This window comes from Exiguobacterium sp. HVEsp1 (assembly GCF_002009685.1).
GTDB classification, from domain to species: Bacteria; Bacillota; Bacilli; order Exiguobacteriales; family Exiguobacteriaceae; genus Exiguobacterium; species Exiguobacterium profundum.
Map to the genome: position 1 here is coordinate 2,206,480 of NZ_KV917367.1, position 20,190 is coordinate 2,226,669.

Genomic DNA, 20,190 nt, shown 5'->3' on the forward strand with positions numbered 1-20,190 from the left:
TCGATTAAGCAGGTTTTACCTTTGATTTGACAACAGAATATCCTAAGTCTTCAATTGCCTTTTCGATATCGTTAATAGCGACTGCTTCTGAATCAAAATCTACTTTTACTTTACTTGCATTGAACATTACTTTCAAGCTATCTTGATTCACACCGTTTATTCCTTTCACCGCATTTTCAATCTTTTGGAGACAAGATGGGCAAGATAAGGTTTCTAATTGAATCGTTGCTTTTTGCATAAATCATTTCCCCCTTCATTTTTTAACGACCGTAAACCAATCTATTCTTTTGTTTTTGAGTTCCTTAAAGCCTGATATGCTTTATCTACTTCTGATAACATCTCGAATGTGCCTGCATACGTTTCACATACATCTCCAGGAATGGTGTAGTTGTCTGTGATTTTTCGTAATTGAGCAAATTCAGCATCTAAGTCAGGTTTGTTCGTACCTGCGTCTTTTACTTTTCCACTAATTGTTTCAAACAATTCACGTACTTCAAAGGCTTCTGGGTGATTCTTACCATGGGCCCGTGTAATTGCAGTGGTGTATAAATCAAGTTTTTCAAAATAGTTTGTTATTACTTCGTTAAATGTTTGTTCAGAAAATGTTTGTTCAGACATTATTCGTTCCCTCTTTCTTGTGATTTTTTGGTCTTAGGCCGATTTTACTTTTGATTTGACGACTGGATATCCTAAGTCTTCAATGGCTTTTTCGATATCGTTAATGGTGATCGTTTCTGAATCAAAATCTACTTTTACTTTACTAGCATTAAATAATACTTTTAAGCTATCTTGATTAACCCCATTTAATCCTTTCACCGCATTTTCAATCTTTTGCATACAAGATGGACAAGATAATGTTTCTAATTGAATAACTCCTTTTTGCATGAATTATTTCTCCTTTCATCTTATCTTTGATTTTTTTGTTTTCCCTCTTCTTTTTTTTTACAATTTAAGTATAGTTCAGGTTCAACGAAATGAAATTGATGCAAATCAAGTTTTAAGAAAAAGTAGGGGAGTATTTTGTTCTTCCTACCTGAATACTTCCCCTTTATCATTCATCAAGACTGGTTTCTATTAAAATTATTCTCTCAAACGGTATCGAAGCAATCTCATACCATTCAAGATGACTACTAAGATACTTGCTTCATGAACCAACATCCCGATTGACATATTCATCCATTCACTAAATAGTAGGCTGGCAAGTAAGACTAATACCACACCAACTGCTATGGTAATGTTCTGTTTCATGTTTCTTGAAGTTGATTTTGTTAAGCCTAATGCGTGTGGTAAACGACTAAAGTCAGAATTCATTAAAACAACATCTGATGTTTCAATTGCAACATCTGTTCCACTTCCCATGGCGATTCCGATATCTGCTAAGGCTAGTGAAGGACTATCATTCACTCCGTCACCGACAAAGGCAATGATCCCGCCTTCTGCTTGCATTTTTTCGATATAAGCAGATTTTCCTTCCGGTAGCATATGACCATGTGCTTCTGTTAACCCAAGTTCTCTAGCAACTAAATCTACGGTTCCTTGGTTGTCCCCAGAAAGAACGACAAGGTTTTTGACCCCTAGTTTTTTCAGTTTTTGAAGATCTTTTTTAACACCTGGACGGATTTGATCCCGAATACCCATCAGAACGTTTAATTCTCCGTCGACCGCAGTTAACACAAGAGAATTCCCATTTTTCTCAAAGCGTTCGACGTCTTTTTTAGCTTTTTCGCTTAATTTCACATTTTCCTTTTCCATTAAAGCTACGTTACCAACGGCTATACGATGAACACCTATTTTTGCTACAATTCCGCCACCTTTAACGACTTCGGTTTCTTCAACAGTAGAGAAAGTTGTCTCGCCAATATCCTGTAGGACAGCTTTCGCTAGTGGGTGGTCCGATTCACGCTCCACACTTGCTAAATATCCTAGAACCTCTTCAGTATTTTTTCCGTAAAATTCTTTTTCGGCAACTTCAGGGTTTCCTACTGTCAATGTTCCTGTTTTATCAAAAACGATAGTATCTACTCTGCTAAAGTCATTGATAACTTCACTACCTTTTAGGAGGACACCATTACGTGCACCGTTTCCGATACCGGCAACGTTGGATACAGGTACCCCGATAACTAATGCACCTGGACATCCTAAAACAAGAATCGTGATAGCTAGTTCAATATCTTTTGAGAAAAACCAAACAATAAAACCAAGGACTAACACAGCTGGTGTATAGTATTTTGAGAATCGGTCAATGAAACGTTCTGCTTCTGATTTGGAATCCTGCGCCTCTTCCACTAATTCGATAATTCTACCAAATGTTGTATCTTCTCCAACACGATCAGCTCGAATTTGGATCGTTCCATTTTCTAAGATAGATCCTGCAAATACTTCAGAATCAACCTTTTTACTTACAGGTAGCGATTCTCCAGTAATACTTGCTTCATTAATGTGACCTTCACCAATTAACACTGTTCCATCTACCGGAACTTTTGCACCCGTTTTAACTAATAAAATATCACCTTCGTCTACATCATCGACATCTACTTCTTCAAATTCTCCGTTTTCCATTTGCTTTAAAGCACTTTCTGGTGCCAGCTCTGTTAATTCTTTAATGGCAGAACGTGTTTTGTTCAAGGTACGTTGCTCCAAGTAAGAACCAAATAAGAATAAGAAAGTAACGATGGCTGATTCCTCATAATTTTGAATCAATACTGCCCCAATAACTGCAATGGTAACTAAAACATCAATACTGACAACTTTTACTTTTAATGCCTGATAGGCTTGAATCGCAATTGGTGCTACACCAAGAATAGATGCAATGATGAGCGACCAATTGAAAATGGCCATGTTGTCTAAGGAAAATCGTCCGAAGAATGCAAGTGCAATCAAAATTGCACTGATCAGTGTAATGGAATTTTTTTTACTTAATATATATCTTTGCATGTTGATTCCCTCCAATTTCATTTTCATTTGTATTCCTTGTTGATGACTCTAGCATAGGATGTTTCTATGAAATAAAAATTGATTCGAATCAAGTTCTATTGCAAAAGTGAAAAATTATAAAAGAACAGCATAACAAAACCAACTGTTTTACGGAACAACTCTTATATATTGTCGAACATACAATCACAAAAATTCATTATATTGTACATTCTTTATTCAGCAGGCTTTAGAAAAGCATTATAAACAGCAAACTAAACCGCTCGGAAAATGAACTGAACCCTGAATGATAGACACTTGATAAAAAGTGCTCATTCAGGGTTCAGTTCACCGGAGTAAAACCACTATTTTCTTGTAACATACAAATCCATTCATCAATGGTAAAATTTTGTGCACTAGTTGGATAAAAATTTATTTCTTTTTTCAAATTATCGTCCTCCCTTTACATTATTTTTCTGTCAAAGTAAGTCGAACAAGCTTAGATTTTTATCAAATATTTTTTTTAGCTTATTATTTCTTTCTCTTCGAACTGTACTTCCTACTCTTTCTTTTTACACCATCATCAGTTTTCACAACATTGCTTCTATTCTTCTTTTCAATCTGCACCGCTTCAAATTGCTCTTTTGAAATGATTGCTGGATGATTATTTTCAGAAACATAATTCTCTTGATGTTCCCCGGCATTCAATAGCCTCACTACACCAATATATTTTTCATTGCTAAACATGACATCAATGGTTCGTTTACTCCATTTTTCTTTCCCTGTTGGTGTTTGATATGCTCCCCAATAGAATAAACAGATTTGTTATTTCATCTGTCTACCTATTGGGAAGCATATCACTCTACGTTGATCAGGCATCTCCTTACCTCCTGGCACTTATGTTTTTTTAGACTAATAATATTCAATGCGATTTCTAACTATATGATTAGTCTAAATACAACACATTTTATGCCCTACATCTATTCTGTCAACTCCCCCATCCAAAATCTATTCTATCAACTCAACCCCGATTTTCAGGGCATCTAAAGCCAATAATAAAAAGGGTCCCACCTGTTTATTAACATAAAATAAACTTAAGTGAAACCCTATAAACCTTGCTCTATCAATGCTTGAACAGCTAGTGTATTTATTCCCTAGACATCCACGCCACCGTCTCCACATGCGCCGTATGCGGGAACATGTCGACCGGTGTCACTTCCATCAAGCGATAACCTCGGTCGGCGAGGTAACGCATATCGCGCGCCTGCGTCGCGACGTTACACGAGACGTATACGATTCGCTTCGGTCCCATCTCGACCATCGTCTCAAGGAACGATTCGGCACATCCTTTACGTGGTGGGTCGACAACGATGACGTCCGGGTTTACGCCCTCTTTCTTCCACTCTGGAAGCACATCTTCCGCTGCACCACATGCGTACGTCACATTGTCGATCTCATTGACAAGCGCATTCTGTTTCGCATCCTCGATTGCTTCTGGTACGACTTCAACACCATACACGTGTGCCGCTTTCCGAGCGAGGAAGAGACTGATCGTCCCGATACCGCAATAGGCATCGACGACTTGTTCCGTACCTGACAGTTGTGCGTACTCAAGCGCCTTCCCGTACAACTTCTCCGTTTGGACCGGATTGACTTGGAAGAACGAGTGCGGAGATATCGTGAACGTGAGTCCTGCGATTTTATCCCCAATCGTTTCATGGCCGTAGAGCAACTTGTTCGTCGCTCCGAGGATGACGTTCGTCTTGTCCGGGTTGACGTTTTGCATGATCGACGTCACGTCTGGAAGACGCTCGACGATATCGGCGACAATCTCATTCACGCCTTTTAGTTTCGTCGTCTTCGTGATGAGGACGATCATGAGTTCACCCGAATGGTACCCGTAACGGGCCATGACGTGACGGATGACCCCACGTCCTGTCTTCTCGTCATACGCCGGTACGCCACGTGCATCCAACACATCACGGACGACTTGGATCGCCTTGTCATTACGCTCATCTTGAATCAAACATTCGCTCATCTCAACGATGTCATGGGAACGAGGGCGATAGAAGCCTGAAACGAGACGGTCTCCTTCTTGTTTGAACGGGACTTGTGCCTTGTTGCGGTAGCGCCAAGGTTCAGGCATCCCGATCGTGTCATGGACCGGCACGTCGAACTGCCCGAGACGCTTGAGCGCATCGACGACGCGTTCTCGCTTCTGGCGAAGTTGTCCTTCATAACTGAAGTGTTGCAGCTGACAGCCACCACATTGATAAAAAATCGGGCACGGTGGCTCGACGCGGTCGGCGCTCGCTTCTTTCACGTTCAACAACCGGGCGAACCCGTACTGCTTGTTCGTCTTCGTCACGACGATTTCGACCGTCTCACCCGGTAACGCGTTCGGCACGAACAGCGTATAGCCGTCGACACGTGCCACACCCGCCCCTTCGTGGGTCAGGTCGTGGACGTGGACATCGAGACGATCATTCTTTTTCACTGGTAGCATACGAATGCTCCTTCCATTGCAAATAGGAATGACTGATGTCGTCATTCCTATCTTTTCACTCTGCTTTATCGAGCGAAACATTGAACAATTGCTTGATCATCTGTTCGCGTTCATATTGTGCATTCAAATCTTCCATCTCGCGGATTCGGGCGTTCGGCGCGAGCACCGTCAAGTGACGGAATAAGTTCCGCATCTCACCTGTACACTCCCCGCCATACTCGCCGTCGATGTTGAGACTCATCGGCTCGGTCGTCTTCATCCGGACGCGGCTCGTCTTCACGTGCTCGACGAGTGAGCTGGATAAATGCTCACCCCGCAGGAGTAGGCGGACGACGTGGATGAATTCGAACAAGTTACATTTCCGCAAAATGAACAGATCGAACAACCCGTCATTCAACGACGCGTGTGGTGAGATTTTTTCAAATCCACCGACCGAGTTCGAGTTCGATGTGAGGAAGACCATGACCTCGCCTTGGAACGTTCCTTCATCGTGCTCAAGTTCAATATACGTCGGTTTGATGAGTGGCAGTTTCTCCATTCCTTTCACGTAATAGGCGAGCTGTCCGAGTGCCGTCTTCAACTTCGATGGCACTTCATACGAGAGCTCGGTCATGATACCACCGCCGGCGATATTGATGAAATAGTGGATGTCACCTTTCTCGCCTTCGATCTCCCCGAGGTCGACCGGCATCTCGAACCCATCACAGATGACGTCGAGTGCGCCGACGACGCTCAGTGGAATCCGCATCGCCCGGGCGAAGTCGTTCGTCGTTCCGACCGGAATGAGTCCGATTGTCGGACGATTCTCAAGCGGTGCGAGCCCAGAGATGACTTCGTTCAATGTCCCGTCTCCACCTGCAGCGATGATGAGGTCGAACTCGGCCGCTGAGGCCCGTTTTGCTTCGAGCGTGGCATCACCAATCGCTTTCGTCGCATACGTCGACGTCTCATAACCCGCATCCTCGAGGCGGTTCAAAATGTACGGGAGTTCCCGTTTGATCACTTCTTTACCAGATGTCGGGTTATAAATGACCCGCGCACGTTTCCGTTGCATATTGATTCTCTCCCCTATGCTCAACTCGAGCGAAAAGCGAGACACAAGTGTCTCGCCGCCTGCTTAGCGTTTCGCGATCTCTTCGTGGAACAAGCCATCGAGGAGTGCCGGGTTCGCCATCCCTTTCGTCTGTTTCATGATTTGACCGATGATGAAGCCTTTCGCACGGTCTTTCCCGTTCTTGAAGTCTTCGATCATTTGCGGATGCGCCTCGAACAATTCGAGGATGTAGCCACGGAGCAAGTTCTCGTCCGAGATTTGGGCGAGTCCGTTCGCTTCCACATATGCTTTCGGCTCAGCACCTTCTTCCATCATCGCCGTGAAGACACGCTTCGCGATTTTCGATGAAATCGTCCCTTCCGCAATCAAGCGGATGAGTTCAGCGAGTGATTCCGGTGTCAACTTCATCGTCTCAACTGTTTCGTTCGTCTTGTTCAAGTGACCGAGCACTTCACCCATGAGCCAGTTCGCTGCGGCTTTCGGCTCCGCACCGGCCGCTGTCGTCGCTTCGAAGAAGTCCGAGAACTCACGCGTCGACGTGAGGGCTTTCGCGTCGTATGCCGAGAGACCGTATTGGCTCATGTAGCGTTCACGACGTGCTGCCGGCATCTCTGGAATCGTCGCGCGGATGCGCTCTTTCCATGCCTCATCGATTTCGAGACGGACGAGGTCCGGTTCTGGGAAGTAACGGTAGTCCGCTGCCCCTTCTTTGACACGCATGAGAATCGTCTTTTTCGCCGCTTCGTCGTAACGGAGCGTCTCTTGACGCATGACGCCACCTGAGAGAAGCAATTTGCGATGACGCGTTTCTTCATAGTCGAGTGCCTTCAAGACGTTTGAGAACGAGTTTAAGTTCTTGAGCTCCGTCTTCGTACCGAACTTCTCCTGCCCGAATGGACGGACCGAGATGTTACAGTCACAGCGAAGTGACCCCTCTTCCATCTTGACGTCCGAGACGCCAGCGAACGAGAGGACTTCTTTCAAGCGTTCGAGATACGCGACCGCGTCTTTCGGTGAGCGCATGTCCGCTTCACTGACGATCTCGATGAGTGGTGAACCGGTCCGGTTGAAGTCGACGACCGAGTGTTTCTCGCCCGTGTGGTTCATCTTCCCGGCATCTTCTTCTAAGTGCACGCGCTCGATGCGGAATCGTTTCATCTCTCCGTCGACTTCGACGTCGACGTGACCGTTTGAACCAATCGGCTTGTCAAACTGCGAGATTTGATACGCTTTCGGCGTGTCTGGGTAGAAGTAGTTCTTCCGGTCGAACTTCGTATCTGTCGCAATCTCACAGTTGAGTGCCATTGCCGCTTTGATGGCGAGGTTGACCGCTTCTTCGTTCAATTTAGGCAAGACGCCCGGGTGTCCGAGGCAAATCGGACACGTCTGTGTATTCGTTTCGGCACCGTAAGTGCGTGAGCAGCCACACCAAATCTTCGACTTCGTGCTCAGCTCGGCGTGCACCTCGATCCCGATGATCGTTTCAAAGTTCATCGTACGTCCTCCTTAGAGCTGTGGCATCTTGAAACCGCCGTTTGCTTGTTCAAAAGCATGGGCCACGCGGTAAAGTGTTGATTCATCAAAGTAGTTCCCGATAATTTGAAGACCGACCGGGAGACCTTCTGAAAGACCTGCCGGGACTGAGATGGCCGGAATACCGACCAAGTTGACCGGAATCGTCATGATATCGTTCGCGTACATCGTGAGCGGATCGTCGAGCTGTTCGCCGAGTTTGAATGCTGTCGTCGGAGCAGTTGGTCCAACGATGGCATCATACTCTTCAAACACTTTCGCGAAGTCCTGCTTCATGAGGGTACGGACTTGTTGGGCTTTCTTGTAGAACGCATCGTAGTAACCAGAGCTGAGGGCATATGTCCCGAGCATGATCCGGCGCTTGACCTCGTCCCCGAACCCTTGTTCACGCGAATACGTGAACACTTCGTCGAGCGTGTCCGCTTCGGCGCGACGTCCGTAACGGATACCATCGAAACGTGCCAAGTTCGAAGAGGCTTCTGACGAGGCGAGCAAGTAGTACGCCGAGAGGGCATACTTCACAGACGGAATCGAAACCGTCTCGATCGTCGCACCGAGAGACTTGAGCGTCTCAATCGCTTTTTCAATCTGTTCACGGACGCCAGGCGCGACACCTTCTGCCATGAATTCTTCTGGAAGTGCGAACTTCATGCCCGTCAAATCCTGGTTGAGCGCTGCCGTATAGTCCGGCACTTCGACTTCAGCCGACGTCGAGTCCATGTCGCAATGACCCGCAATCGTATTCAATAAGTAAGCATTGTCTTCAACGGTACGCGTGAGCGGGCCGATTTGGTCGAGTGACGACGCGAAGGCGACGAGACCGAAACGTGAGACGAGACCGTATGTCGGCTTCATCCCGACGACACCACAATATGCGGCTGGTTGACGAATTGACCCACCCGTATCCGAACCGAGGCTGAAGAGGACTTGCCCAGCTGCGACCGATGCCGCTGAACCGCCTGAAGAACCTCCTGGTACACGAGTCGGGTCCCATGGGTTGCGGACCGGCTTGAACGCCGAGTTCTCGTTTGATGAACCCATCGCGAACTCGTCCATGTTCAACTTTCCGATCGTGACGGCACCAGCGTCATGAAGACGCTCGACGACCGTCGCATCGTGTGCCGGGACGAAGTTCTCGAGGAATGTCGAAGCACATGTCGTCCGCATCCCTTTTGTGACGATGTTGTCTTTCACACCGATCGGCATCCCAAAGAGCGGGTTGTCTGATGTTTTCGCAAGCTCATCCATGCGCTTCGCTTGCTCGAACGCATCCTCATTGAGCGTCAAAAACGCACCGATTTGATCATCCGTCGCTTCGATGCGATCGAACGATTCTTTGACGAGGTCCGTGACCGTGACTTCGCCTTCTTTTAATAACGTATGCAGTTTCGCTACACCGTGGTCAAATAAACTCATGAAAGGCCTCCTTACTCAAAGACCGCAGGGACACGGACTTGACCGTTCTCCCAGTCAGGTGCCATCCGTTCGACTTCCTCACGTGGAAGCGATGGACGGACCTCGTCTTTGCGTAGTACGTTTTTCAAATCTAGGGCATGGGTCGTCGGTTCGACACCCGTTGTATCCAGCTCATCGAGTTGCTCGGCGAACTCGAGAATTTTTGTCAATTGCTCCGTGAAGTGCGTCACTTCTTCATCTGTGATCGCAAGTCGGGCAAGTCCGGCGACGTGCCGAACTTCAGCTTCTGTAATACGAGCCAAAATTCCCACCTCCAACAGTTTTCAATACATCGTTCATTATCATACCACTTTTTCATAAGACAAAAAAGGAAATCTATCTTGTGAGAAAATGTCTCCTTTTTAAGAAACTAGGGGAATCCATCTCGAATATTGACCCGCTTTCGAAATCAGCTATACGGTCGATGTGCGATTCTGATTATGCTAAAGATAGAAAAGTTTCGTAAGGAGGAATCGTATGTCGATTCGGAATAAACTCATCACTGCGTTTAGCATCATGTTTGTGCTGCTTCTTGGTGTAAGCGGTTACTCTTGGTATGCCTTGAACGCATCAAAAGCAGCCCAGGAGGACATGATCGTCTCTTGGGTACCAGGAATTGACCAAATCCATCAAGTGGATAAGCAATTGCTTGAAATTCGCCGTCATTTGATTCGTCACGCACTCGTCGAGGACGCGGTGACGAAACAAAATATCGAGCGAGACATTCAAGCATCCGTCGCCATCTTAGAACAACGGATGGACGGTTATGAAGCCACGATTATCATGGAAGAAGATCAACAGCTCTTCGATCAGGCAAGCTCGAATTGGACTGACTATCAAGGCGTGATGAGTGAACTCATCCGTATTTCTAACGAAGAAGGAAGTGCTGCCGCAGAAACATATATTCGCGATAAAGCGGATGCAAGCGCTGACACGCTCTCGAACTCTCTCGGTCTACTCGTCAACTTGAACCGGGAAGAAATTCAGACGGACACAGCGGCGGCGGCTAAGTCGTTTGAACAAGTACAACTCACACTATTCATCGTCCTCGGGATCGCGGCTGTCATGACGATCCTCATGATGCTCTTCATCTTCCGCTCCATCTTTGAACCACTTAAAGAGTTCAAGACGAAGATGCGTGAGCTCGCCACGAGCGAAGGCGATTTGACGACGTCAATCCCTGTGAAGCGCCGCGACGAGTTCGCCGGACTCGCACGCGACTTTAACCAGTTCATCGCCAACTTACGTCAGTTGATTCTTCAAGTGAACGACGTGACGACTGGCGTGACGAAACAATCAACCCATATGTACGAAGAGTTGAAAGAACTTGATACGTACATGACGACGACCGCTGCGACGACAGAGGATTTGACCGCCGGTATGCAACAGACGGCGGCGAGCGCTCAAGAGATGAACGCTTCCGCCTCGGATATGGAGCGGACGATTCATCATATCGTGACGATGGCCGATGAGCGGAAAACCGAAGCGAGACAAATCGATGAGCGTGCCCTCTCCCTCAAGTCACATGCGGTGGAGGCGAAAGAGAATGCCATCAGCGTCCTTCAGTCGACACGCACGAACTTGGAGAAAGCGATGCAAGATGCGAAAGCCGTCCGTGAAATCGCGACGCTCACGAACGACATCCTCGACATCGCCGCACAGACGAACCTCTTGTCGCTCAATGCCTCGATCGAAGCGGCACGTGCCGGAGAGGCCGGACGCGGATTCGCCGTCGTCGCCGACGAGATTCGAAAACTCGCCGAGACGAGCCGGGCGACCGTCGAACGAATTCAAGTCATCTCGACGACCGTCCTTCATTCGGTCGATCATTTGAATGAAAGCTCAGGACAGATGCTCCACTTCCTCGACACGAACGTCTTGAAAGATTATGACCAACTTGAAGAGGCAGCCGGACAATATAGCGAGGACGCAGGTCGCTTTGAAACGACTGCGACCGAGTTTGCCGCCGCTGCCGGGGAGCTCGAACAATTGACATCGAACATGATTGGTGTCATCCAGGACGTTGCGACGACCGTCAACAACGGAGCGCTCGGTACGCAAGAAATCGCTGAAAAAGTGACGATGTCCGTCGAACGTTTCGCCGAGTTGAACCATGCGACGGAACAGTCGCAACAAAAGATGGAAGAACTCGATTCACTGATTCGCCAATTCAAGGTATGACAAAAACCCGCCGACACGTGCTGTCCGGCGGGTTTTCTCATCAAGCGGCAGAGGACTGCCCTTCTTTTTTCCGTTCGAGTTCGAATCGTTTCGTCTCCGCGACGACCACACCGGAGAGGAACAAGAGTCCAATCAAGTTCGGGATGGCCATGAGACCGTTGAACACATCCGAAATCGACCATATCAAATTCAAGTTCGTCGTCATCGCACCGAGCCCCGCGACTAAAATATAGAGGACACGATACGGGACGATCACTTTTTCACCGAGTAAATAGTACGCTGAACGTTCGCCGTAATAACACCAGCCGAGGACGGTCGAATAGGCGAAGAAGACGAGCGAGATCGTCACGATGATTTCACCAATCGGCCCTAAGAAGTAAGCGAACGAGGCTTGCGTCAAGGCAATCCCTTCAAGCCCTTCCGTATATTGACCGCCCATGACGATCGTGAGTCCCGTGATGGAACAGACGATGAGCGTGTCGATCAACACTTGTGTCATCGAGACGAGTGCTTGACGTCCCGGGAAATCGGTCTTCGCTGCCGCAGCCGCAATCGGTGCAGATCCAAGTCCTGCCTCGTTAGAGAACACACCGCGCGCGACCCCGTAGCGAATCGCGGCACCTAACGCGCCCCCACCGATGGCTTCGGCACTGAAGGTGCTCGAGAACATCGTCGACAAGGCACCTGGTACCAATTCGAGGTTCATGATGAGAATCACGAGCCCGCTTCCGACATATGCAAAAATCATGAACGGGACGAAGATTCCGACGACTTTTCCGATTGATTTGACACCACCTAAAATGACGAATGCCGTGACCGCCATCATGACGATCCCTGTCACAACCATTGGGACGTTGAACGAGTTGTTCAAGGCGAGACTGATCGAGTTCGTTTGGACCCCGTTCCCAATCCCAAAGGCTGCGACCGATGCAAAGACGGCGAACAAGACGCCGAGCCATTTTTTCTTCAAGCCGTGTTCTAAGTAGTACATCGGACCCCCGGCAACCTCACCGCGTTCATCGACGACACGATATTTGACGGCAAGGATGGCCTCGGCGTATTTCGTCGCCATCCCGACAAAACCGGATAACCACATCCAAACGACAGCTCCCGGTCCCCCGAGAACGATTGCCGTCGCGACACCGACCATGTTTCCCGTACCGACCGTGGCCGCCAATGCCGTCATGAGTGCTTGGAAATGCGAGATGTCCCCGCGTTGCTTTTTCTTCGGCTGTTCTGCTTTCGGAATAAACGCCTCTTTCAGACCGACCCCAAGTCGCGTCACTTGGATAAATCCGAGACGGACGGTCAGGAAAATCCCTGTCCCGACAAGTAATATGAGTAAATGTGGCCCCCAGACGAGATTCGATAAACTCGTCAGCCAACTTTCAATTTGATTCACCGTGTTGCTCTCCTCCTACGTTCTTGATTTGAGCGCTCTCTCTATATTTTTCAGAACATTCACAATCGAGTCAAGGTAGCTCATATGAAGAAAGCGCTTTCAAAACGTTATATAATTGTAATATTTTCCTCGAACCCTTATTCTTAAAAGTTTCTTAAAATTTATTTCGAAATATGATTGTAATATATATTCAACTGCATGAGCCCGGATTTCATGATCAATACGAACCGTTAATCGATAGACTACATCTCAATCAGAAATGGAGTGGTTGCAACTGTATAAAGCACGCTCGAAACGGCTTGATAGCAACGACCAATTACGGGCAGGCGAGACTCTTAAGGGAACAAAAAAGACTGTAGACCCATGCGTTGTCTACAGTCTGAAACCGTTCATGACCTTTCCTTCAGTTTCTCGTTTTACGAACGAACGGCAGCCACGACTTCTTCGACGTGACCTTTCACTTTGACGTTGCGCCACTCTTGTTCGATATAGCCGTCCTCGTTGATCAAGAAAGTCGAACGGACGATGCCGTAATATTCTTTCCCGTAATTTTTCTTCAACTGCCAGACGCCGTAAAGCTCGGACACTTCATGTTCCTCGTCCACGAGTAAATCAAATGGGAGGTCATTCTTGGCTATAAAGTTTTGATGTTTCTTTTGACTGTCGGCCGATACCCCAAGGACGACCGCGCCTTCCATCTTCGGCAACGCATCGCGGAAATCGCATGCCTCGGTCGTGCAACCAGGTGTCGAATCTCGAGGATAGAAGTATAAGACGACTTTCTTACCGAGATAGTCCTTTAATGAAACCATCTCTCCGTTTTGGTTCGGTAATGAAAATGTTGGTGCGAGCATCTGCTGTTCCTCCTTAGCCAAACGATGGGTCGACAAGTTGTTCGTCATAGCCATCGATCGCTTCTTCTAATTTTGTCTTTAACGGGTCAAGCACTTCGATATACTCGACTGGATCTTCCGTTGCAGCCGCTTTTCGGAGCGTCTCCTCGTTATCGGTGTACCACGTCTCATACGCTTTGAAATAGTCGGTCATGATGGTTTGGTTCTCCTCGACCGTCAACGTTTCCGCCATGAGCAGGAAGACGTTATTGTCTGCCTCGAGCGCCATATAGTCCGTCTGTGCGTTGACTTGGTCATAGATCGGACCAGCCTCATCTTCCGGAATCTCAGCGAGACGGGCGTTCGCTTCGGCATTCACTCCGTACTCGTTCGCCTGGACACCGATGAGTAACTCTCCGACCTCGGCAATCACGTCTTTTGGTAAAGCGACCGGTGTGATGACGAGTGACCACTCATCCCCTTCCTTCACAGCGATTTTACTGAGTCGGTTCGGGAGCGGGTTCCCTTCTTCATCGATCATCTCATGGACAAGGAACGCCACGTCTTCCTCTTCGTTGACCCAGCTCTTATAAATCTCACCAGGAGACAATTGACGGGTGACGGCACCAGTCGCCGGAATCTCGGTCAACCGGCCAGCATAATCAATTGATGCGAGTGCCTCAGCGTCTCCAGACTCAAGTGCCGTCTGATAGTCTGCGTACACGTTCGTGACAGCATCCGGCAATGAGCGGTCTGTCTCTTCTACCACCGTCTCTTCCTCGTTCCCACATGCCCCGAGCATGAAGACGAGGAGTAGCGGAATGAACCATTTTTTCATGTTGTTCGTCCTTTCTAAAGCCGTGTTCTCCCCCATCCTATCACGTCTCGATTTCTTGCTCCAATGCCATGTGTTTCTGGAAAATTGTTTCACTAGGATTTCTACGATAATTTCGATACAATACAGACGTAAGCGCTTTAACGCTCAACATCACTTTAAGGGGGAACGAGAATGATTCCATACAAACATGAACCATTCACAGACTTTACACAAAAAGAGAATGCCGAAGCAATCCAAGCGGCAATCGAGAAAGTGAACGGTGAGCTCGGGAAAGACTATCCGCTCGTAATTGGTGGGGAAAAGGTTACGACGGAAGGTAAAATCACGTCTTACAACCCGGCTAACAAAGAAGAAGTGATCGGTCGCGTGTCAAAAGCGAACCAAGAGCTCGCAGAACGTGCGATGCAAGAAGCACTCACAGCATTTGACTCATGGCGCCATGTCGACCCGGCTGTCCGCGCTGACGTCTTGTTCAAAGCAGCGAACATCGTCCGCAAACGTAAGCACGAGTTCTCGGCTTACCTCGTCAAAGAAGCGGGTAAACCGTGGAACGAGGCAGATGCGGATACAGCGGAAGCAATCGACTTCATGGAATATTATGCACGTCAAATGCTCGAACTCAAACCAGGCAAGAAAGTGGAGAGCCGCCCAGGCGAATACAACCGGTATGACTACATCCCACTCGGGGTCGGGATCGTCATCAGCCCATGGAACTTCCCATTCGCAATCATGGCCGGTACAGCAGTTGCGGCCATCGTCGCCGGTAACACGATTCTCTTGAAACCAGCTTCGACGACGCCAATCGTCGCTGCGAAATTCGTCGAAGTGATGGAAGAGGCAGGTCTTCCAAAAGGCGTGCTCAACTTCATCCCGGGACCGGGTGCAGAAGTCGGGGACTATCTCGTCGACCATCCGAAGACACGCTTCATCAGCTTCACAGGATCGCGTGATGTGGGACTCCGCATTAACGAACGTGCGTCTAAATTGAACGAAGGTCAAATTTGGCTCAAGCGCGTGATCGCGGAGATGGGTGGAAAAGATACGATCGTCGTCGACGAATCAGCCGACCTCGAGCTCGCTGCACAATCGATCGTGAAATCGGCATTCGGTTTCTCTGGTCAGAAATGTTCGGCTTGTTCACGTGCCGTCATCGTCGACAGCGTGTATGATACGGTACTTGACCGTGTCGTCGAACTCACGAACGAACTCTCTGTCGGAAACACAGAGAAGAACGAACACTTCATGGGACCAGTCATCGATGCATCGGCCTTCAAGAAGATCACATCGTACTTCGATGTCGCAAAAGAAGAAGGACGCATCGTCGCAGGTGGGAAAGCAGACGATTCAACAGGCTACTTCATCGAGCCGACTGTCGTCGCAGACGTCGACCCGAAAGCACGCCTCATGCAAGAAGAGATTTTCGGACCAATCGTCGCCTTCACGAAAGCGAAAGACTTCAAAGAAGCAATCGATATCGCGAACAACACAGAATACGGCTTGACAGGGGCGGTCCTCACACGTGACCGTATGAATCAAGAATACGCTCGCCAAAACTTCCACGTTGGGAACCTTTACTTCAACCGTGGTTGCACAGGCGCAATCGTCGGCTATCAGCCGTTCGGTGGATTCAACATGTCAGGTACGGATTCAAAAGCAGGTGGCCCGGATTACATCCAACTCCACATGCAAGCGAAAACAACATCTGAAACGTACTAATCAAAAAGGAGATGCTCCCCGAGGGGACGTCTCCTTTTTAGTGCGCTTTAAATGTCTGATCGAACATGGTGACGATTCGAGCCGTAAGCGGGATGTCCTCTCCTTTCAGTCCTTGGTTGTACCCCGTTCCGTCCCAACGTTCGTGATGATACAGTGTGATGGGATAGGCCATTTGAATGAAGTAATTCTGAGGGAACTGTGTTTGTAAATCCTTCAACATTTCGCCGTCGACACGCACATGGTCGCGCATGAACACCCATTCCTGGTCGGACAGATCCATTTGAAAAACCGGGTGGTCGCCACCCGGTTTTGATTAGACTTGCTTTAACAGATTGGCCATCTCGATGGCAGAAGTCGCCGCTTCCCACCCTTTGTTGCCTGCTTTTGTTCCTGCACGCTCAATCGCCTGTTCAATCGTCTCCGTCGTCAACACGCCGAAGATGACCGGGACTTCGGATTGATAGCTCGCCTGGGCGATCCCTTTTGCCGCTTCGTTACAGACGTAATCAAAATGCGGGGTCGCACCACGAATGACGGCTCCGAGCGTGATGACCGCGTCGTATTGTTTGCTCATCGCCATTTTTTTCGCGACGAGCGGAAGTTCAAATGCTCCTGGGACGAAAGCGAGCGACACATCCTCTTCCTTCACTCCATGACGTTTCAAGGCATCCTTCGCCCCGTCAAGCAGACGCATCGTGATCAAGTCGTTGAACCGTCCGACGACGATTCCAATCTTTAAGCCTTCTCCAACTAAGTTTCCTTCAAATGTATAGGTCATGTCCATGTTCCTCCAATATGATTCATTTTGAGTTGTTTCGTCAGGCGATACGATTCGTTCGCTTCATGCGCACCGACATGAATCGAAACGCGTTCGACGACTGTGATGTCACACGATTCCAAGGCATCGACTTTATCGGGGTTGTTCGTCATGAGCCGGACACGGGTGACGCCAAGATTACGAAGCATCGCCGCGCTCACCCGATAGTCCCGAAGGTCCGGATGAAACCCTAGTGCCACGTTCGCCTCGACCGTATCCAATCCATTCTCTTGAAGGGCGTACGCCTTCAGTTTGTTCAACAGTCCGATGCCTCGCCCTTCTTGACGCATATAGAGCACGATGCCCGATTCCTGCTCGATTCGTGCCATCGCCGTGTCCAGTTGCGGACCGCAATCACATCGGAACGAACCGAAGACGTCACCGGTCAGACATTCGGAGTGAATGCGAACGAGCGGGACCTCCTCAAGTGTCTCCGTCACGAGCGCCACATGCTCTTCACGGTCCATTCGATTCTCATACCCTATCATGCGAAACGTTCCTTTTGAGGAAGGTAGGGACACGTCCGCAACACGTGTGACGAGGTTCTCCTCCATATATCGGACTAACGCTTCGATAGTGATGAATGCCAACCCGTGGCGTTCAGCGACTTGTACCAAATCAGGTACGCGTGCCATCTCCCCGTCCTCTCGAATGATTTCACAGATGACCGCGACCGGCTCACTTCCTGCGAGTCGCGCCAGGTCGACAGACGCTTCGGTATGACCTCGGCGAACGGAGACGCCTCCCTTTTTCGCAATGAGCGGGAACAGATGTCCCGGACGTTGAAAATCGGATGGACGGGACGATGGGTTCGCTAACTCACGAACGGTGTGAGACCGTTCACTCGCCGAGATGCCAGTAGTCGAATCGATATGGTCGACACTGACCGTGAAGGCGGTACCGTGTGGGTCTGTACTGTTCGTCACCATCGGCGCGAGGTCGAGACGAACCGCCACTTCTTCTGCGATGGCGCTACAGACGAGCCCTTTCCCTTCCGTGATTAAAAAGTTCATCGTTTCCGGTGTCACCTTGTCACCGAGTACGACAAAGTCCCCTTCATTCTCACGGTCCTCGTCATCCACGACGATGATGGGACGCCCTCGTCTCAGTTCCTCAATCGCTCGTTCAATCGAATCAAACATTACCATCCCGCCTTTCCATATCCTTGTTCCGCCAAAGACTCGAGCGTCATCTTCGACTGCCCGACGACCTTTTCCATATATTTTGCCAACAGATCACATTCTAAATTGACTACATCACCCGTCTGTTTCATCCCAAGCACGGTCTCGCTGTATGTGTGTGGAATCAAGGACAAGGTAAACCCACGCTCTGACACGTCAAACACGGTCAAACTCGTCCCATCTACACATATCGAACCTTTCGGGACTATGTAGGAAAGGAGCGCACGATCACATTGGATGTCGATATAGACGGCATTCGCGAGCGGTCGTTTCTTCGTGATGCGCCCGACCCCGTCGACATGTCCGGATACGAAATGTCCACCAAAACGTCCGTTCGCCGGCATCGCCCGTTCGAGATTGACTTGTGTTCCCGGCTTGACCCCATCTAGGCTCGACGCCTTCAACGTTTCTGGCATGACATCGACAGAGAACGTCGCGTCATCGAACGTCGTCACCGTGAGGCAGATCCCATTCACGGCAATGCTGTCCCCGAGCTTCACACCCTCAAGCACTTTCACAGCGGACAAGACGAGTCGTAAAGATGGTCCGTTGCGCTTGACCGCTTTGACCGCTCCGATTTCTTCTACGATTCCCGTGAACATCAGAGCGCCCCCTTTCGAAGGACGACTTTCAGGTCGGGACCAATCGTTTCGACCTGATGAATCGTAAAACGGGATATCCCATCGATCGTCCCTTCCTGCTGTGAGCGATAGACGCCATGCTTCCCACCGAACACCCGTGGTGATTGATAGGCGACCCATTCATCCACGTAGCCTCCGTCAAGAAGTGAGGTGACAAGCGTCGGTCCGGCCTCGATCAACACACGCCCAATCCCATTTGCGTATAGCGTCTCAAGAACCGTGCCGAGTGACGTATAATCGAATAATTCGATACCGACGGATTGAGCTCGTTCACGTCGTTCTGCCTCATCTGACGAAGTGAAGAGGAGCACCGGAACGTCTTCGGCGGTACGTGCTAACGTACTAGCGAGCGGTAACCTCAGGTCACGGTCGAGCACGACTCGTTTCGGCTGTCGCGTCGCGCGGTCCAATCGAACCGTAAGCGATGGGTCATCCGCGAGTACCGTTCCAATCCCGGTCAAAATCGCATCGACCGTGGCACGAAGTTCATGCACATCACGACGGGCTTCCGAACTCGTCACCCATTGACTCTCCCCCGTCTCTAAGGCAACTTTCCCATCGAGGCTCGTTGCCGTCTTCAAGATGACGTATGGTCGTTTCGTCTCAAGCGACCGCAAAAATGCCGGATTCAAGGCATGCGCCTCTTCCTCAAGCAGACCCACATCGACTTCGACACCGGCCGCTTGCAGTCGCACGATCCCGTTGCCTGCGACGAGTGGATTCGGATCTTTCATGGCGACGACGACACGTTTGATGCCCGATTCTACAATCAAATCGGCGCACGGTGGTGTCTTACCGTGATGCGAGCACGGTTCGAGCGTGACATATAAAGTCGCCCCGGATGCAGCCGCACCGGCCATTCGAATCGCATGCACTTCAGCATGTGGTTCGCCCGCCTTAAGGTGGGCACCCATTCCGACGATACGTCCGTCTTTCACGAGAACGGCACCGACGAGTGGATTGACACCGGTCTGTCCATCGGCTGATTTCGCCAATTGAATGGCCTGTTCCATGTACTGTTTCATCGTTCTCCCTCCTTTTTCCGTACAAACAAAAGACCCTAAGGAGCAGTCCTTAGGGTCTTGGTGGGAGGGTTTCGTCGAATTTTGGCAAGCCAAATAAA

At 49.1% G+C, this 20,190-nt stretch carries 20 protein-coding genes; 2 read left to right on the top strand and 18 right to left on the bottom strand.

The features are described 5' to 3' along the window. Window positions 1–4: 4 nt before the first annotated feature. The 10 genes from BV910_RS11385 to gatC all read right to left on the bottom strand — a co-directional run bounded on the left by BV910_RS11385 (window position 5) and on the right by gatC (window position 9,721). Window positions 5–238 (bottom strand): heavy-metal-associated domain-containing protein, encoded by a 234-nt coding sequence (locus tag BV910_RS11385; protein ID WP_074033862.1) that lies wholly within the window; start codon window positions 236–238, stop codon window positions 5–7. A 41-nt stretch (window positions 239–279) separates the two neighbouring features. Next, entirely contained in the window at window positions 280–618 is a 339-nt protein-coding gene (locus tag BV910_RS11390; RefSeq protein WP_078147399.1) for an iron-sulfur cluster repair di-iron protein, ric, read from the bottom strand. Between the two features lie 33 nt (window positions 619–651). After that, complete coding sequence (locus tag BV910_RS11395) at window positions 652–885, bottom strand: heavy-metal-associated domain-containing protein (protein ID WP_054788693.1); 234 nt, start codon at window positions 883–885, stop codon at window positions 652–654. A 195-nt stretch (window positions 886–1,080) separates the two neighbouring features. Continuing rightward, window positions 1,081–2,934 carry a heavy metal translocating P-type ATPase gene (locus tag BV910_RS11400; protein ID WP_078147400.1) on the bottom strand — a complete coding sequence of 618 codons (1,854 nt, stop codon included), beginning with the start codon at window positions 2,932–2,934 and terminating at the stop codon, window positions 1,081–1,083. Window positions 2,935–3,441: 507 nt separating this feature from the next. Next, entirely contained in the window at window positions 3,442–3,732 is a 291-nt protein-coding gene (locus BV910_RS11405; RefSeq protein WP_078147401.1) for a recombinase family protein, read from the bottom strand. A gap of 325 nt (window positions 3,733–4,057) precedes the next feature. Continuing rightward, on the bottom strand, window positions 4,058–5,416 hold the full coding sequence (gene rlmD, locus BV910_RS11410) for a 23S rRNA (uracil(1939)-C(5))-methyltransferase RlmD (protein ID WP_078147402.1): 1,359 nt from the start codon (window positions 5,414–5,416) through the stop codon (window positions 4,058–4,060). 55 nt (window positions 5,417–5,471) lie between these two features. Next, window positions 5,472–6,470, bottom strand: coding sequence for a diacylglycerol kinase (locus BV910_RS11415; protein WP_012727038.1), 999 nt, complete (start codon window positions 6,468–6,470; stop codon window positions 5,472–5,474). 63 nt (window positions 6,471–6,533) lie between these two features. Next, window positions 6,534–7,964 (bottom strand): Asp-tRNA(Asn)/Glu-tRNA(Gln) amidotransferase subunit GatB, encoded by a 1,431-nt coding sequence (gene gatB, locus BV910_RS11420; protein ID WP_078147403.1) that lies wholly within the window; start codon window positions 7,962–7,964, stop codon window positions 6,534–6,536. A 12-nt stretch (window positions 7,965–7,976) separates the two neighbouring features. Continuing rightward, entirely contained in the window at window positions 7,977–9,419 is a 1,443-nt protein-coding gene (gene gatA / locus BV910_RS11425) for an Asp-tRNA(Asn)/Glu-tRNA(Gln) amidotransferase subunit GatA (protein ID WP_031422700.1), read from the bottom strand. Window positions 9,420–9,430: 11 nt separating this feature from the next. Then, window positions 9,431–9,721 (bottom strand): Asp-tRNA(Asn)/Glu-tRNA(Gln) amidotransferase subunit GatC, encoded by a 291-nt coding sequence (gene gatC / locus BV910_RS11430; protein ID WP_012727041.1) that lies wholly within the window; start codon window positions 9,719–9,721, stop codon window positions 9,431–9,433. Between the two features lie 214 nt (window positions 9,722–9,935). Between gatC and BV910_RS11435 the strand changes: the two genes are divergently transcribed. Then, entirely contained in the window at window positions 9,936–11,639 is a 1,704-nt protein-coding gene (locus BV910_RS11435; RefSeq protein ID WP_078147404.1) for a methyl-accepting chemotaxis protein, read from the top strand. 40 nt (window positions 11,640–11,679) lie between these two features. Here the strand turns inward: BV910_RS11435 and BV910_RS11440 are convergent, their stop codons facing one another. The 3 genes from BV910_RS11440 to BV910_RS11450 all read right to left on the bottom strand — a co-directional run bounded on the left by BV910_RS11440 (window position 11,680) and on the right by BV910_RS11450 (window position 14,712). After that, window positions 11,680–13,041, bottom strand: a complete 1,362-nt coding sequence (locus BV910_RS11440) for an alanine/glycine:cation symporter family protein (protein WP_078147405.1) — start codon at window positions 13,039–13,041, stop codon at window positions 11,680–11,682. 416 nt (window positions 13,042–13,457) lie between these two features. After that, on the bottom strand, window positions 13,458–13,895 hold the full coding sequence (gene bcp / locus BV910_RS11445; RefSeq protein ID WP_078147406.1) for a thioredoxin-dependent thiol peroxidase: 438 nt from the start codon (window positions 13,893–13,895) through the stop codon (window positions 13,458–13,460). Between the two features lie 13 nt (window positions 13,896–13,908). After that, window positions 13,909–14,712, bottom strand: a complete 804-nt coding sequence (locus BV910_RS11450) for a hypothetical protein (RefSeq protein WP_078147407.1) — start codon at window positions 14,710–14,712, stop codon at window positions 13,909–13,911. A gap of 171 nt (window positions 14,713–14,883) precedes the next feature. On the opposite strand from BV910_RS11450, the gene pruA reads away from it, so the two are divergent. After that, on the top strand, window positions 14,884–16,428 hold the full coding sequence (gene pruA / locus BV910_RS11455; RefSeq protein WP_078147408.1) for an L-glutamate gamma-semialdehyde dehydrogenase: 1,545 nt from the start codon (window positions 14,884–14,886) through the stop codon (window positions 16,426–16,428). Window positions 16,429–16,465: 37 nt separating this feature from the next. Here pruA and BV910_RS11460 read toward each other — a convergent pair whose 3' ends face one another. The 5 genes from BV910_RS11460 to ribD are packed head-to-tail and all read right to left on the bottom strand — an operon-like array spanning window position 16,466 to window position 20,092. After that, window positions 16,466–16,708, bottom strand: a complete 243-nt coding sequence (locus BV910_RS11460; RefSeq protein ID WP_078147409.1) for an HD-GYP domain-containing protein — start codon at window positions 16,706–16,708, stop codon at window positions 16,466–16,468. 33 nt (window positions 16,709–16,741) lie between these two features. Continuing rightward, on the bottom strand, window positions 16,742–17,206 hold the full coding sequence (gene ribH / locus BV910_RS11465; protein ID WP_074036107.1) for a 6,7-dimethyl-8-ribityllumazine synthase: 465 nt from the start codon (window positions 17,204–17,206) through the stop codon (window positions 16,742–16,744). Beyond that, complete coding sequence (ribB, locus tag BV910_RS11470; RefSeq protein WP_078147410.1) at window positions 17,203–18,387, bottom strand: 3,4-dihydroxy-2-butanone-4-phosphate synthase; 1,185 nt, start codon at window positions 18,385–18,387, stop codon at window positions 17,203–17,205. Before ribB ends, ribH begins: the two co-directional genes overlap by 4 nt. After that, complete coding sequence (gene ribE, locus BV910_RS11475; protein ID WP_078147411.1) at window positions 18,387–19,028, bottom strand: riboflavin synthase; 642 nt, start codon at window positions 19,026–19,028, stop codon at window positions 18,387–18,389. The genes ribB and ribE overlap by 1 nt, the downstream gene beginning before the upstream one ends. After that, window positions 19,028–20,092, bottom strand: coding sequence for a bifunctional diaminohydroxyphosphoribosylaminopyrimidine deaminase/5-amino-6-(5-phosphoribosylamino)uracil reductase RibD (gene ribD / locus BV910_RS11480; RefSeq protein WP_078147412.1), 1,065 nt, complete (start codon window positions 20,090–20,092; stop codon window positions 19,028–19,030). Before ribD ends, ribE begins: the two co-directional genes overlap by 1 nt. Window positions 20,093–20,190: the final 98 nt, after the last annotated feature.

Bases quoted from the DNA above. Each gene is read 5' to 3' on its own strand.
- gatA (WP_031422700.1), bottom strand. From the start codon at position 9,419: ATGAGTTTATTTGACCACGGTGTAGCGAAACTGCATACGTTATTAAAA.
- pruA (WP_078147408.1), top strand. From the start codon at position 14,884: ATGATTCCATACAAACATGAACCATTCACAGACTTTACACAAAAAGAG.
- BV910_RS11385 (WP_074033862.1), bottom strand. From the start codon at position 238: ATGCAAAAAGCAACGATTCAATTAGAAACCTTATCTTGCCCATCTTGT.
- BV910_RS11460 (WP_078147409.1), bottom strand. From the start codon at position 16,708: ATGGATCTGTCCGACCAGGAATGGGTGTTCATGCGCGACCATGTGCGT.
- ribH (WP_074036107.1), bottom strand. From the start codon at position 17,206: ATGACCTATACATTTGAAGGAAACTTAGTTGGAGAAGGCTTAAAGATT.
- BV910_RS11395 (WP_054788693.1), bottom strand. From the start codon at position 885: ATGCAAAAAGGAGTTATTCAATTAGAAACATTATCTTGTCCATCTTGT.
- BV910_RS11450 (WP_078147407.1), bottom strand. From the start codon at position 14,712: ATGAAAAAATGGTTCATTCCGCTACTCCTCGTCTTCATGCTCGGGGCA.
- bcp (WP_078147406.1), bottom strand. From the start codon at position 13,895: ATGCTCGCACCAACATTTTCATTACCGAACCAAAACGGAGAGATGGTT.
- BV910_RS11390 (WP_078147399.1), bottom strand. From the start codon at position 618: ATGTCTGAACAAACATTTTCTGAACAAACATTTAACGAAGTAATAACA.
- ribD (WP_078147412.1), bottom strand. From the start codon at position 20,092: ATGAAACAGTACATGGAACAGGCCATTCAATTGGCGAAATCAGCCGAT.
- BV910_RS11415 (WP_012727038.1), bottom strand. From the start codon at position 6,470: ATGCAACGGAAACGTGCGCGGGTCATTTATAACCCGACATCTGGTAAA.
- BV910_RS11400 (WP_078147400.1), bottom strand. From the start codon at position 2,934: ATGCAAAGATATATATTAAGTAAAAAAAATTCCATTACACTGATCAGT.
- rlmD (WP_078147402.1), bottom strand. From the start codon at position 5,416: ATGCTACCAGTGAAAAAGAATGATCGTCTCGATGTCCACGTCCACGAC.
- ribB (WP_078147410.1), bottom strand. From the start codon at position 18,387: ATGTTTGATTCGATTGAACGAGCGATTGAGGAACTGAGACGAGGGCGT.
- gatB (WP_078147403.1), bottom strand. From the start codon at position 7,964: ATGAACTTTGAAACGATCATCGGGATCGAGGTGCACGCCGAGCTGAGC.
- BV910_RS11435 (WP_078147404.1), top strand. From the start codon at position 9,936: ATGTCGATTCGGAATAAACTCATCACTGCGTTTAGCATCATGTTTGTG.
- ribE (WP_078147411.1), bottom strand. From the start codon at position 19,028: ATGTTCACGGGAATCGTAGAAGAAATCGGAGCGGTCAAAGCGGTCAAG.